The organism is Streptomyces sp. VTCC 41912 (genome assembly GCF_045799175.1).
Taxonomy (GTDB): domain Bacteria; phylum Actinomycetota; class Actinomycetes; order Streptomycetales; family Streptomycetaceae; genus Streptomyces; species Streptomyces albulus_C.
This window is the reverse complement of the sequence record NZ_JBJMAB010000052.1, coordinates 37,357-50,361: the sequence shown is the minus strand read 5'-3', so window position 1 is coordinate 50,361 and position 13,005 is coordinate 37,357. Positions and strand designations below refer to the sequence as shown.

9 protein-coding genes are annotated in these 13,005 nt (G+C 75.4%); 3 read left to right on the top strand and 6 right to left on the bottom strand.

What is annotated here, in order from left to right; translation table 11 throughout:
• Window positions 1–184 precede the first annotated feature (184 nt).
• Entirely contained in the window at window positions 185–1,126 is a 942-nt protein-coding gene (locus tag ACJ6WD_RS37770) for an SDR family NAD(P)-dependent oxidoreductase (RefSeq protein ID WP_233658876.1), read from the bottom strand.
• 209 nt (window positions 1,127–1,335) lie between these two features.
• Here ACJ6WD_RS37770 and ACJ6WD_RS37765 point away from each other — a divergent pair, with 209 nt between their 5' ends.
• Window positions 1,336–2,262: a cyclase family protein gene (locus tag ACJ6WD_RS37765; protein WP_407617503.1), complete on the top strand. Its 927-nt coding sequence runs from the start codon at window positions 1,336–1,338 to the stop codon at window positions 2,260–2,262.
• Window positions 2,263–2,364: 102 nt separating this feature from the next.
• On the opposite strand, the gene ACJ6WD_RS37760 is transcribed toward ACJ6WD_RS37765, so the two are convergent.
• The 3 genes from ACJ6WD_RS37760 to ACJ6WD_RS37750 all read right to left on the bottom strand — a co-directional run bounded on the left by ACJ6WD_RS37760 (window position 2,365) and on the right by ACJ6WD_RS37750 (window position 5,441).
• Window positions 2,365–2,838 (bottom strand): ATP-binding protein, encoded by a 474-nt coding sequence (locus ACJ6WD_RS37760; protein ID WP_016575401.1) that lies wholly within the window; start codon window positions 2,836–2,838, stop codon window positions 2,365–2,367.
• A gap of 481 nt (window positions 2,839–3,319) precedes the next feature.
• A complete protein-coding gene (locus ACJ6WD_RS37755) occupies window positions 3,320–4,279 on the bottom strand; it encodes an acyl-CoA dehydrogenase family protein (protein WP_331247709.1) in 960 nt (319 codons plus the stop codon).
• Between the two features lie 7 nt (window positions 4,280–4,286).
• A complete protein-coding gene (locus ACJ6WD_RS37750) occupies window positions 4,287–5,441 on the bottom strand; it encodes an acyl-CoA dehydrogenase (RefSeq protein WP_233658878.1) in 1,155 nt (384 codons plus the stop codon).
• Between the two features lie 263 nt (window positions 5,442–5,704).
• Here ACJ6WD_RS37750 and ACJ6WD_RS37745 point away from each other — a divergent pair, with 263 nt between their 5' ends.
• Together ACJ6WD_RS37745 and ACJ6WD_RS37740 are read left to right on the top strand one after the other, a co-directional pair.
• Window positions 5,705–7,246, top strand: a complete 1,542-nt coding sequence (locus tag ACJ6WD_RS37745; RefSeq protein ID WP_407617502.1) for a class I adenylate-forming enzyme family protein — start codon at window positions 5,705–5,707, stop codon at window positions 7,244–7,246.
• A 22-nt stretch (window positions 7,247–7,268) separates the two neighbouring features.
• Window positions 7,269–8,474: a winged helix DNA-binding domain-containing protein gene (locus ACJ6WD_RS37740; protein WP_233658887.1), complete on the top strand. Its 1,206-nt coding sequence runs from the start codon at window positions 7,269–7,271 to the stop codon at window positions 8,472–8,474.
• A 21-nt stretch (window positions 8,475–8,495) separates the two neighbouring features.
• On the opposite strand, the gene ACJ6WD_RS37735 is transcribed toward ACJ6WD_RS37740, so the two are convergent.
• Both ACJ6WD_RS37735 and ACJ6WD_RS37730 read right to left on the bottom strand, forming a co-directional pair.
• Window positions 8,496–10,679 carry a serine/threonine-protein kinase gene (locus tag ACJ6WD_RS37735; protein ID WP_407617501.1) on the bottom strand — a complete coding sequence of 728 codons (2,184 nt, stop codon included), beginning with the start codon at window positions 10,677–10,679 and terminating at the stop codon, window positions 8,496–8,498.
• A 162-nt stretch (window positions 10,680–10,841) separates the two neighbouring features.
• Complete coding sequence (locus ACJ6WD_RS37730) at window positions 10,842–12,926, bottom strand: protein kinase domain-containing protein (RefSeq protein WP_407617500.1); 2,085 nt, start codon at window positions 12,924–12,926, stop codon at window positions 10,842–10,844.
• Window positions 12,927–13,005: the final 79 nt, after the last annotated feature.

Below are 13,005 nucleotides of genomic sequence, written 5' to 3'. Positions count from 1 at the left end.
AGGACGTAAAGCGCAGCAGTCCTGCACACCACCCCCGCAGGCCCGTCACCGCCACCCAACAGCCCCGCGCAGCGGACAACGCCCGCGCCGCAGGCGCAAACAGCACCCCCACGGCGGGAAAGCCGACAACGTGGGAAGAAGCCCACGCCGCAGACGCAACGGCGCAAACGCCGACAACGTGGGCCTACGAATTGGGCCGCTCCTTGGCCGCCGCCGCCCTGGCCATCTCCTCCAGTTGCGCCAGCATCGGCATGGGGTCGACGCCCACCGGCCCGGCCACCGCCTCGGCGACCCGCTCCGGCGTCCACCACCGGCCCCCGTCGGCGCCGTCCGGCCGCTCCTCGTCGGCGTGCACCGCCCGCAGTTCCACCGGCTGGGCCCACACCGCGATCTTCGGCCCCGCCACGGTGTAGACCTGGCCGGTGACCCCGTCGGTGCGCGCCCGTTCGCTGAGCAGGTAGACGACGAACGCCGCCACGTCCTCCGGCTCGCCGATCTCCTTGAGCTCCATCGGGACGTTGGCCGACATCCGCGTCCGGGCGACCGGCGCCACCGCGTTGGCCGTGACCCCGTACTTGTGCAGGCCGAGCGCCGCACTGCGCACCAGCGAGATGATCCCGCCCTTCGCCGAGGCGTAGTTGGCCTGGGCGACGCTGCCCTGGTGGTTGCCGCTGGTGAAGCCGATCAACGTGCCGGACTTCTGCTTGCGCATCACCGCGGCGGCGGCCCGGAACACCGTGAAGGTGCCCTTGAGGTGCGTGGCGACGACCGGGTCCCACTCCTCCTCGGACATGTTGAAGAGCATCCGTTCGCGCAGGATGCCGGCCACGCACACCACGCCGTCGATCCGGCCGTACTCGGCCAGCGCGGTGTCCACGATGCGCTGGCCGCCGGCCATGGTGGCGACGTCGTCGGCGACGGCGACGGCGGTGCCGCCGGCCGCCTCGATCTCCTTGACGACCGCCTGGGCCACCGCGCTGCTGGGCTCACCGCCCTCGATGGAGACGCCGTAGTCGTTGACCACCACCTTCGCGCCCTCGGCGGCCGCCGCCAGGGCGACGGCCCGGCCGATGCCGCGGCCGGCCCCGGTGACGGCGACCACCTTGCCGGCCAAGAAGTTCCCCATGCCGCGCCCCTTCCCACGGTTTCTGACGGACCGTTAGATTTTTGAGCAGACGCGGTGCGAGCACAAGACCCCGGACGCAACCCCGAAGGCCCAAGGTGGCACGATGCGCCAGTACGGCACAGGACGCACCATCGGAGACATCGGCGCACCGCCCCCGCCCGCGCCCCTCTTCGGCACCGACCGACCGCACCCGACGCCAAGGAGCACCCATGCCCCTGCCGCAGGAGTTCCACGACCTCGCCCGACGCGTGAACAACTGGGGCCGCTGGGGACCGGACGACGAACTCGGCACCCTGAACCTGATCACCCCGGACGTGGTGCGCGCCGCCGCCGCGACCGTCCGCAGCGGCCGCCGCGTCCCGCTCGCCCTCCCGCTCCAACAGGACGGCGTGCAGAACGGCATGATCCTGGGGCGGGTCAACCCGCTGCACACCATGGTCGCCATCAACCACGAGCTCTTCGGTCCGGACACGGTCGCCGTCTCCGACGACACCGTCACCATGGGCCTCCAGGCCGCCACCCACTGGGACGCCCTGACCCACGTCTCGCACTCCGGGCGGTTCTACAACGGCCGGCCCGCCGGCATCGTCACCCCGCACCGGGGCGCCACCGCCCTGGGCATCGAGAAGGCCGCTCCGGTCGTCTCCCGCGGCGTGCTGCTCGACGTGGCCCGGGCCCGCGGCACCGAGCGGCTGCCGGGCGGGCACGCGATCACGCCGGAGGACCTGGACGCCGCCGAGGAGTGGGCCGGCACGACGGTCCGCGCCGGCGACGTCGTGCTGGTCAGGACCGGACAGCTCCAGCACTACCTGGCCGGCGACCGGGACGCGTACGCGATGCCGACGCCCGGACTGTCGCTGCGCACGCCGGAGTGGTTCCACGCCCGCGACGTCGCCGCGGTCGCCAACGACACCCTGGTCTTCGAGACCTTCCCACCGGAGATCGAGGGCCTGTGGCTGCCGGTGCACGCCCTGCACCTGGTCGAGATGGGCATGCTCCAGGGCCAGAACTGGAACCTGGAGGAGCTGTCGACGGCCTGCGCGGAAGAGGGCCGCTACGCCTTCCTGCTGACCGCGATGGCGGAACCCTTCGTCGGCGGCACCGGGAGTCCGGTCGCACCGGTGGCGGTGCTCTGAGGCGCGGCGGGGCGCCTCGGGCCGGCCCGGTGGCGGCGCGGGGCACACCGCATCAACACCTGACCTGGACCCACTCCCCGCCAGGCGAACCGATTCAGCGGCCTACGCCCTATTTGTCGCGGCGCAAGCGGGGTCGTACGTGCCCAGGTCCGCGCCGGCCGTCATCAGGAGCGACTGCCCACGGTCCACCTCGCACCAGATCCGCTTGCCGGCCCCCTCCTGCTGCCACCCCCAGCGGTCCGCGAGGCCGTCGACGAGTTCCAGGCCGCGGCCGTTGGTGTCGTCCCCCTCCGCGTGCCGCGGGCGCGGCGGGCGGGCGCTGGCGTCCACCACCTCGACCCGCACGGTGGCCACCACGGCACCGGACCCGGAGAAGCACATCCGCAGCCGGGCCGCCGAGCCGGTGTGCACCACCGCGTTGGTGACCAACTCGGAGATCAGCAGGATCAGCGTCTCGGCGAGCGGCTCGTCCGCCCCTATGCCCGACCCCGCGAGCCTCGACCGGGCCCACCGTCGGGCCCGCCCCACTTCCGCGGGGTCGGGCCGCACTTCCAACTGCACCTGAAGCACCTGCACCGCTCACACCATCCGAACCGGCGGAAACATCGCCTCGCGCCTCCACGGAGTCACGGTGCGTGACTCCGACGAAGCACAGCATGGTTGACGTTCAGTCACCGCAACAACCGCTTCGGGCATATTCCAGCGCAAGGGAGTATGCGTGCGGCATACTGTGCGACGCACAGCGCGGGGAGTCGAACATGGGGGGTCGTCGGGGCCTCGCCCGAGGCGAGCGGCGTGCAGTCGGTACCCCGGAGCCGTCCTTCCGACGGCACCGTGACCGTTGCGCCAACGCACCACTCGCACCCCACGGAGCGTACCCGAGCGGGCCGCCGACTCCCGCCTGTGACGAGTCACGCCTAGGACACAACCCGATATCGACCCTCCGTGACCGCTTCTGCATGCGGCATCCGACATTCCGCACACGGGTTGCCAGAGTCTGACACCGACGCCGCGACCGCCACGCTCCGTGATCATCCACGAGCGCCGGCGCACGCCCTCACTCCACCAGGGCGTCCGCCCACCGCTCCGTCGCGTCCTGCGCACCGCCCCACGCCGCGGCCCGCAGCCAGGCCCGTTTGAGGTGCAGGTGGACGTCGGCCTCCCAGGTGAAGCCCATGCCGCCGTGCACCTGGAGGCAGTCCCGGGCGTTGTGCACCGCGGCCTCGTCGGCCAGCAGTTTGGCGCCCGCGACGTCGAGCGCGTCGCCGGTCACCGCCGCCGCGTAGACCGCGGCGCGGGCCAGCTCGGCGCGGACCAGCATCCCGGCGCACAGGTGCTTGACGGCCTGGAAGGAGCCGATGGGCGCGCCGAACTGGGTGCGCTGCCGGGCGTGTCCGACCGCCATCTCCACCGTCCGGGCCGCGCTGCCGAGCTGCTGGGCGGCGGTCAGCAGGGCCGCCTCGCGGCGCAACCGGGGCACGTCGAGGCCGTCACAGGGGGTGCCGTGCGCGGAGTCGGTGACGCGGGCGAGCGGGGTGAGGGGGTCGACGGAGGCGTAGGGGGCGCGGGCGACCTCGGCCGGCGCACTCTGGCGCGCCCGGCCGACGTGCTCCGGCGCACTTCCCTCCAGGAAGATCAACAGGTCGCAGTCGGCCGGGTGTTCGCACAGCACCGGCTCGGCCGATCCGTCACACAACGCGACGATCCGCTCGCCGGTCGCCACGCCGTCCACCGCGTCGGCCAGCAGGTGGCCGGCCACCAGCGGCCCCGGCAGCAGCGCCCGGCCGGCCTCCTCGAAGACCAGGACGGCCTCGGGCAGTCCCAGCCCGACCCCGCCGTCCGCCTCCGGCAGCCGCAGCGCGAAGAACCCGGCGTCGGCCAGTTCGCGCCACAGCGCGCGGTCCAGTGCGGGGTCGTCGACGGCCGCGCGCAGCCGGTCGCGGTCGAAGCGGCCGGTCAGCAGCTCCCGGGTGCCATCCCGCAACGCCCTTTGGTCCGCGGTGAGTTGGAAGTCCACCGGCCGCTCACCGCCCCTTCGGCAGGCCGAGGATCCGCTCGGCGACGATGTTGCGCTGGATCTGCGAGGTGCCCGCGGCGATGGTGTACGACAGGGCGGAGAGCCGGTCGGCGACCCAGGGGTGCGCGGCGTCCAGCGCCTGACCGCCGAGCACCTCGGCCGCCGCGTCGTAGAGCTCCTGGCGGGCGTGCGAGTAGCGCAGCTTGAAGACCGAACCGCCGGTGCCGGGGACGCCGCCGGTGCGCTGGGCCTCGCTGACGTTCCACTGGGTCAGCCGCCACAGGGCGGCGAACTCGACGTTCAGCCGGCCCAGTCGGCGGCGGAGCACGGCGTCGTCCCAGCGGCCGTTGGCCCGGGCGGTGCGGGCGAGTTCGGCGAGCACCCGGCGGCAGGCCACCACTTCGCCGACGAAGGCGGTGCCGCGCTCGAAGGAGAGCGTCACCATGGTCACCCGCCAGCCGTCGTGCTCGGCGCCGATGCGGTGGTCGACCGGGACCCGGACCTCGTCGAGGAACACCTCGGCGAACTCCGTGGAACCGGCGAGCGTGCGCAACGGCCGCACGGTCACCCCGGGGGCGTCCATCGGCATCGCCAGCCAGCTGATGCCGCGGTGCCGGGGCGCCTCGGGGTCGGTGCGGACGAGCAGTTCGCACCAGTCGGCGACCTCGGCGTGCGAGGTCCAGATCTTGCTGCCGGTCACCACGTACGCGTCGCCGTCCCGGACCGCCCGGGTGCGCAGCGCGGCCAGGTCGGAGCCGGCGTCCGGTTCGCTGAAGCCCTGGCACCAGATCTCGTCGCCGCGCAGGATCGGCGGCAGCCAGCGGGCGCGCTGGGCGGCGGTGCCCTCGGCGGCGATGGTCGGGCCGGCGTGCAGCAGTCCGACGAAGTTGGCGCCGACGTAGGGGGCGCCGGCCTTCTCGGTCTCCTCCAGGAAGATCAGGTGCTGGGTGGGGGTGGCCCCCCGACCGCCGGCGTCGACCGGCCAGTGCAGTCCGGCGTACCCGGCGTCGTAGAGCATCCGCTGCCAGGCCGCGTCATGGCGCCGCCGGCCGGGCCAGTCGGTGGCGGCGGGCTTCGGCGGCAGCTTCGGCAGCACGTCGGCGAGCCAGGTCCGCAGGCGGGCCCGGAAGGCTTCCTCCTCCTCGGTGAAGGTGAGGTCCATCAGCGGTCCCGGTGGGTCGGCGCCGGGTGGGCCCCGGGGCGGTCGGCGGGCGCGCCCGCGGTGCGGTCGGCGCCGGTGCCGCGCGGCGGCTCGGTTCGGTTCGCCATCGTTTCCCCTCACCGGGTGCCGGTCGCCCCGCACCACCCATATCTGATGACTCGTCAGTTTCAGGCTAGCGCCGGCCCCCTGGACCGACAAGGCGTCGCCCCTTACCCTCGGGCCCTGATCTGACGAAGCGTCAGTAACGAGTCGGGGAGGGCCACATGACCGGCGGCACCCTGTGGGACCTGGTCGCCTGGCGCGCCGCCCGCACACCGGACGCCACCGCCCTGATCCAGGGTGCCGAGGCCGCCCGGGACGAGCGCCGGATCACCTTCGGCCACCTGCGCGAGCGCGCCGAACGGGTCGCCGCCGGACTGGCCGCGCACGGCGTCGCACCCGGCAGCCCGGTGGTCTGGCAACTCCCCACCCGGATCGAAACGGTGCTGGTCAGCCTGGCCCTGGCCCGGCTCGGCGCGGTGCAGAGCCCGGTCCTGCCGCTCTACCGCGAGCACGAGCTGGGCCAGGTGCTGCGCCGCACCCGCGCCACCCACGTGCTCGTCCCCGGCGTCCGGCGCGGCGTCGACCACACCGCGATGGCGCACCGCCTGGCCGCGGAGCTGCCCGCGCCGCCGACCATCGTCGAGGCGTACGACACCCTGCCGGACGGCGACCCGGCCGCCCTGCCCCCGCCGCCCACCGACCCCGACGCACCCCGCTGGATCCACTGGACCTCCGGCACCACCGCCGCCCCGCGCGGCGTGCTGCACACCGACCGCAGCCTGCGCACCGCCGGCAGCTGCCTGGCCGCCGCGCTGCGCCTGGGCCCGGACGACGTCGGCTCGATGGCCTTCCCGTACGCCCACGTCGCCGGGCCCGACTACACCGTCATGCTGCTCGTCCACGGCATCCCGGCCGTCCTGATGGAGCACTTCGCCCTGCCCGCCGCGCTCGCCCCCTACCGCCGCCACCGGGTCACCGTGGCCGGCGGCTCCACCGCCTTCTACTCCCTCTTCCTCGCCGCCCAGCGCGCCCTGCCGCCCGGGCGGCGCCTGCTCCCGTCGCTGCGCCTGCTGGCCGGCGGCGGCGCCCCCAAACCGCCCGCGCTCTACCACGAGGTGGTGGCCGAGCTGGGCTGCCAACTCACCCACGGCTACGCCCTCACCGAGGCCCCGATGGTCACCATGGGCGACCCGCACGACACCCCCGAGGCGCTGGCCACCACCGACGGCCGACCGCCCGCCGGCATGGAGATCCGGATCGCGCCGGGGAGCGGGGAGGTCCTGCTGCGCGGCCCGGCCGTCTGCCGCGGCTACCTGGACGAACCGACCCCGTTCGACGCGGACGGCTTCCTGCGCACCGGCGACCTCGGCCACCTCACCCCCACCGGGCACCTCGTCATCACCGGCCGCCTCAAGGACATCATCATCCGCAAGGGCGAGAACGTCTCCGCGCGGGAGGTCGAGGACCTCCTCTACGGCCACCCGGACATCGCGGACGCCGCGGTCATCGGACTGCCCGACCCCGAGCGCGGCGAACTGGTCTGCGCCGTGGTCGAACAGCCGCCGGGCGCCGCCGCGGTGACGCTGGCGACGGTCACCGCGCACCTGCTCGCCCAGGGACTGGCCCGGCACAAGCTCCCGGAACGGCTGGAGGTACTGCCCGCCCTGCCGCGCGGGGCGACCCTGCGCAAGGTGCTCAAACAGGAGCTACGCGAACGCTTCGGAGCCCCGCCCCCCACCCCTCGCGGACAGGCACTGTCCTAGATCGCCACTACCGTCGGGCGCCATGAGCCCCGCACCCGCCACCCGGCCCCGGATCGACGCCGCCCAGCGCCGCGCCCGCCTCGCCCGGCGACACCTGCTCGCCCCCGAGCACCGGGCGGCCACCGCCGAGGAGACCGCCGACGCGGTCGTCGCCCTGCACGCCAGCGACCCGGCCACCGTCCACCTGGCGGCCTGCGCCCGCCTGCGCGCACCGGACCGCACGAAGGTCGAACGGGCGCTGTACGACGACCGGTCGCTGGTGCGGATGCTGTGCATGCGCCGCACCCTCTTCGCACTCGGCACGGAACTGGCACCCGTCGTCGCGTCCGCCGCGGCCCGCCCCATCGCCGCGCGGGAACGGCGCGGCCTGGTGAAGTGGGTCCGGGACGGCCTGGGCTGGGACGAGGCGCGCCTGGCGGAGGTGACCGACCGGGCGCTGGCCGCGCTGGCCGCCCGCGGCGAGGCGACCGCCACCGAGCTCGCCGCCGACGTCCCCGAACTGCGCGCCACCGTCGTGGACTCCCCCGGCAAGCCCTACCAGGCCACCGTCTCGGTCAACAGCCGGCTGCTGCGGGTGCTGGCCGCCGAGGGCAGCGTCCGCCGCAGCCGGCCGCGCGGCGGCTGGACCAGCAGCACCTTCCGCTGGGCACCGGGCACCGCGCTCGCCGACCTGCCCGCCCCGCCGGCCCCCGAGGCGCGGGCCGCGCTCGCCCGCCGCTGGCTGGCCGCCTACGGCCCGGCGACCGTCGAGGACCTCAGGTGGTGGACCGGCTGGACGCTCACCGACACCCGGCGCGCCCTGGCCGACCTCGGCGCCGCAGAGGTCACGCTGCACGGCGACGACGGCACCACCACGCCCGGCGTCGCCCTGCCCGACGACCTCGACCCCGTGCCGACGCCCGGCCCCTGGGCCGCCCTGCTGCCCGCGCTCGACCCGACCGCGATGGGCTGGAAGGCCCGCGACTGGTACCTCGACCCGGCACTGACGCCCCGGCTCTTCGACCGCAGCGGCAACATCGGGCCGACGGTGTGGTGGAACGGCCGGATCATCGGCAGCTGGGCGCAGCGCCCCGACGGCGAGATCGTCTGGCGCCTGCTGTCCGACGGGGGCCGCGCCGCCGACGACGCGGTGGCGGCCGAGGCGGCCCGGCTGGCCGACTGGCTCGGCGACACCCGCGTCACCCCGCGCTTCCGCACCCCGCTGGAACGCGAACTGAGCAGGCCGTGAACCCTGACGGCACCCGACGCCTCAGGGCCGGTCGGGGCGGTAGGCGCTGCTCGCCTGGGCGTAGAACCGGTCCACCTCGGCGCGGCCGGCCTCCGGGCCGATGACCAGGACGAGGTGGTAGCGGCCCCGGTCGATCATCGCGAGGTTGCGGGCGTAGACCTGGCGGCCGCCGCCGTCCCGCCAGCTGAAGGTCCCCTCGGCCATCGCGGTCTGACCCACGTCGATGCGCCGCAGCCCGGCGGCCGACGACCAACCGGCGCCCCGGAACGCCGCCAACTCGGGCTCCGCGTCCTGCTGGTACGCCAGCGGATCGGCGCCGAACCGCGCGGTCGTGTCGCGGCCGGGCACCACCAGCAGCTCGTAGCCGCCGCCCGCGTAGCGCACCTGGCCGCGCTCCGGGCCGGTGCGGCGCTGCCAGCCCTTGGGCACCGCGATCTGGAACCCCGCGGGATCGGTGCGCAGCGTGAAACCGGGGGCGAGATCCCCGGGGGTGGTGGTCTGCGGCGTGCCGGCGCCCGGCGGGCGGCCGGCGCCCTTGCCGTCGTCCGCGCCGGACGAGGGGGCGGGGCTGCTGCCGGGCGCCGCACCCGCGGACCCGGAGAGGTCCGCGCCGGACGGTCCGCCCGCCGCGTTCCTCCCGGACTTCGGCAGGAACACCACGGCGTAGGCGATCCCCGCCACCACCAGCAGCAGGATCACGGTGAGCAGCACCCTGCCCAGGCTGCGCGGGGCACGCCCCCGCCGCCCGGGCTCCCGCTGCGCCGCGGGACCGACCCCGACCCGCCCCAGCGACTCCCCCGCCTGGGGCCCCGCACCGGTCGAACGCGCCGAGGACCGGGGCGCCCTGGGCGGACGGGCCACCGCGGACCGCCCGGCGGACCGGGACGGCCCCGCGGACGCGGACCGCGGACGGACCCGCGGCCTCTTCGGCCGCCCCCGGCGGACGAGTTCGCCCCGCCGCCGCAGGATCGGCAGCCGCCGCGGATCGGCGGGCCCCTCCAGCGCGGGCAGGGACACCATCCGACGGCCGAGGTCCGGCTCCGGCGCCGTCCGCACCAGGGCCCGCAACCGACCGCGCAGTTCCTCGGCCCCCGGCCGCCCGGCCGGATCGAGGCAGAGCAACGCCTCGATGACCGGCCGCAGCACCCCGCCCGCCGCCGCCTCGGCGGGCGCCTGCGCCCGCACCAGCCGCGTGAGTTCGACGGCACTGTCCTCCGGGAACGGCGGCTGCCCCTGCACCGCACGGAACAGCAGGGCGCCCACCGCCCACAGGTCCGCGGCCGGCCCCAGGGGCCCGCCGCTGCCGTCCACCGGTCCGGCCTGCTCCGGCGCCCAGCGCTCGGTGACCGGGCCGACCACCTGGAGCCGCGCCTGCCGGGCCCGCTCGGCGGCCAACCCGGTCAGGCCGCCCTCCGTCGCGCCCGCGCCGCCCTCCTCACAGGCGTCCCCGGCACCGCTCCCGGCGGCCGCCTTCATCAGCGAGACCGCCGCCGGCGCCCTCGGCACCGGGTCGTACCCGCACAGCGCCTCCTGGGCCGCGCCGGCCGCCAGCCCCGTCAGCACGGCCCGGCCGTCGTCGCAGACCAGGACCGTGTGGGCGGTGACGTTGCGGTGCAGCCAGCCGTGCGCGTGCAGGGCGCGCAGCGCGGTGAGCAGGTCGGCGGCGATCTCGGCCGCCCGGTGCGGGCTCAGCGGCCGGCCGGCGAGCAGCGCGGCCAGCGGCCGGGCCGGCAGCAGCTCCCCGACGATCCACAGGCTGCCGTCCTGCGTGAAGACGTCGAAGACCTGGTCGAGCAGGGGGTGGTCGGGGAGCTGGGCGGCGGCCGTCGCGGCCTGTAGGGCGCGCCGGACGACCGGGTCCCGGGGGTCGCGGTCGGCGCCCGACGCGACCCAGCGGCCGGACCGGCCGGCCGGAGCCCCGCTGGCGAAACCATCCTGCGCACGCCCGTCCGCCGCGAACCCGTCCGCTCCGCCGTCGCCGCCCGCCACGATCTCGGCGTCCACCACCTCCGGCAGCGGCACCTGACGGATCAGCACTTCCTGGCCGCTGTAGGTGTCGAAGGCCCGGGTCACGGGGGACCGGTCGGGGCAGGAGACGTCGAAGGTGACGTCGAAGCCGTCCGCTGCGGCGTCGGGCCCGTCGGCGGCCGGCCGGGCCGGCAGGCGGTAGCGCTCGGCGAGCACTCTCCCCGCGTACTCGTCCACGACGCGCCTCCCCTCAGCGTGCGCCGCTCCCGCCGGGGGCGGATGCGTACGACTGTGGACTTCTCACGATACGGGGCAGCACCGACAGTTGAGCCCGTCGGACCGCGCCGCGCGCCGTGTCCGTCCGCGCCGGCCGGGGGCCGGCCGGCGCACGGCGTCGGGTCAGTCCTTCACCGCGAAGGTGCGGAAGGCGGTGTTCCGCAGCTCCCGGCACTCCTTGTCGTCCCAGGCGCCCGCCTTGCAGGTGATCATGATGGCGTAGCCGTGGTTGTCGTCGGCGCGGAAGCCGCGGTTGAGCACCCGCACGTCCTCACCGTGCTGCCGGCGGGTGAACGACCAGTCGGCGACGGTCGGGTAGCCGCGCCAGCCGATGGCCTTGATGCCCAGCAGGTGGTAGTTGTCGCTGGAGCCGGCCACGCCGGGTTCCTGACCACGCCAGGCGGCCGCGGCGTCCTGGCCGGGCGAGTCGTTGTAGTCGACCTGGATGCGCGGGAAACCGCCGGAGGCGCTGTATATGGCGCCGGAGTTCTGCCCGGCCGTGTCGGTCTGCTTGAACCCCTTGGGCATCACCATGGCGAAGTGGAACCCGCCGTTGGTGACCTGCGCGAAACCGTCCGGGACCGCCGCCCCGCCCTTCTTGTCGCCGGCCCCTTCCTTGCCGCCGCCCGGCGTGCCGCCCGGCTTCGGCCCGCCCGGCGCGGACGCACCGTCCGACGCGGAGCCCTGGCCCGCGTCGGCCGACGGGTTCGCGTCCCGGCTCGCGGCCGTGGGGTTGGCGTCCTTGCCGCCCTTGCCGGCGGAGTCGGTGCTGTCGCCGTTGCTGAACACCAGGGCCAGCAGCGTCCCGAGGACGACGACGACCACGACCACCCCGATGATCAGCGTGCGGCGCGGGACGACATCGGTCACCGAGGCGCGCGGCGGGGCGGGACGGCCGTCCCCGTCGCCGGGTCTGGAGTCCGACCGGGCCGCGGCGGCGGCGTTGCGCACCGACGTCAGGGCCGCCCGCACCCGCTCCTTGGCGGCCTCCGCGTCGAACCCGGGACGCGCCGCGGAACCGCTCGCGGCGGTCGTGGACGCGGCCGGCTTCGCCGCGGTGGTGTCCTTGGCGTCCCTGCCGTCCCTGCCGTCCTCGGCACCCTGGCCGGACTCCCGCGCCGGCGCCGGCTTCGCCACAGCGCCGGCGCCGCCCGTCGCCTCCGGTGCCTGCCGGGCCGCACCGGCCGCACCGGCCGCGCCAACCGTCGGCTTCCCCTTCGGCTTCCTCGGCACGCGGGGCTTCGCCGCGGGCTTGGCGGGCCTGGTGGTCTTGGGGGCCTTCCCCGGGGTGCGCTCCGCCGGCTCCACCGGCGCGGTGGGCAGCGTCATCGCCCGCGTCGCGTCCAGCGGGGGCTCCGGCTTCGGCTCCGGGGCGTGCACGACCTCCTGGAGCAGCACCCGCGCCCCGGCCTCGTCGAGCCGGCTCGCCGGGTCCTTCACCAACAGGCCGTAGATGACGTCCTCCAGCGGCCCGGCGCTCTTGGGCGGCTCGACCGGTTCGGTCATCACGGCGGTCAGGGTGGCGATCGCCGACCCCTTGTCGTACGGGGGCACGCCCTCGACGCAGGCGTACAGCAGGCCGCCGAGCGACCACAGGTCGGCGGGCGGGCCCGGCTTCTGGCCGCGGGCCCGCTCCGGCGAGATGTACGAGGGCGCGCCGACCAGCATGCCGGTCGAGGTCACCGAGGGGTCGCCCTCGACCTGGGCGATGCCGAAGTCGGTGAGCACGACCCGGCCGTCGTCGGAGATCAGGACGTTGGACGGCTTCACGTCCCGGTGCAGGATGCCCTGACCGTGGGCGGCGCGCAGGACGTCGAGCACCGCGAGGCCGACCTCGGCGGCGCGCCGCGGGGTGAGCGGGCCGTCGTCGCGGACCGCTTCGGCCAGCGAGCGGCCCTCGACCAGCTCCATCACGATCCACGGCCGGTCGTCCTCGTCGACCACGTCGTAGACCGTCACCGCGCCGTTGTTGCGGATCCGGGCGATCGCCTTGGCCTCGCGCAGGGTGCGGGTGATCAGACGACGCTTCTCGTCCTCCTCGACCCCGCCGGGGAAGCGCAGCTCCTTGACCGCGACCGTGCGGCCCAGGACCTCGTCGCTTGCCCGCCAGACGGTGCCCATCCCGCCCCGGCCGAGAACATCGGCGAGCCGGTACCGGCCGGCGAGCAGCCTGCCCTCCTTGCCGTCCATCTCGACCTCGTCGCCCACTGAATCCCCTCTGCAATCCAGCCGAGTTGGCAGCCTCGATTCTCCATCGATCACCAAACTGGCCCAACTCGGACAACCC

Bases quoted from the DNA above. Each gene is read 5' to 3' on its own strand.
- ACJ6WD_RS37745 (WP_407617502.1), top strand. From the start codon at position 5,705: ATGACCGGCGGCACCCTGTGGGACCTGGTCGCCTGGCGCGCCGCCCGC.
- ACJ6WD_RS37770 (WP_233658876.1), bottom strand. From the start codon at position 1,126: ATGGGGAACTTCTTGGCCGGCAAGGTGGTCGCCGTCACCGGGGCCGGC.
- ACJ6WD_RS37740 (WP_233658887.1), top strand. From the start codon at position 7,269: ATGAGCCCCGCACCCGCCACCCGGCCCCGGATCGACGCCGCCCAGCGC.
- ACJ6WD_RS37750 (WP_233658878.1), bottom strand. From the start codon at position 5,441: ATGGACCTCACCTTCACCGAGGAGGAGGAAGCCTTCCGGGCCCGCCTG.
- ACJ6WD_RS37765 (WP_407617503.1), top strand. From the start codon at position 1,336: ATGCCCCTGCCGCAGGAGTTCCACGACCTCGCCCGACGCGTGAACAAC.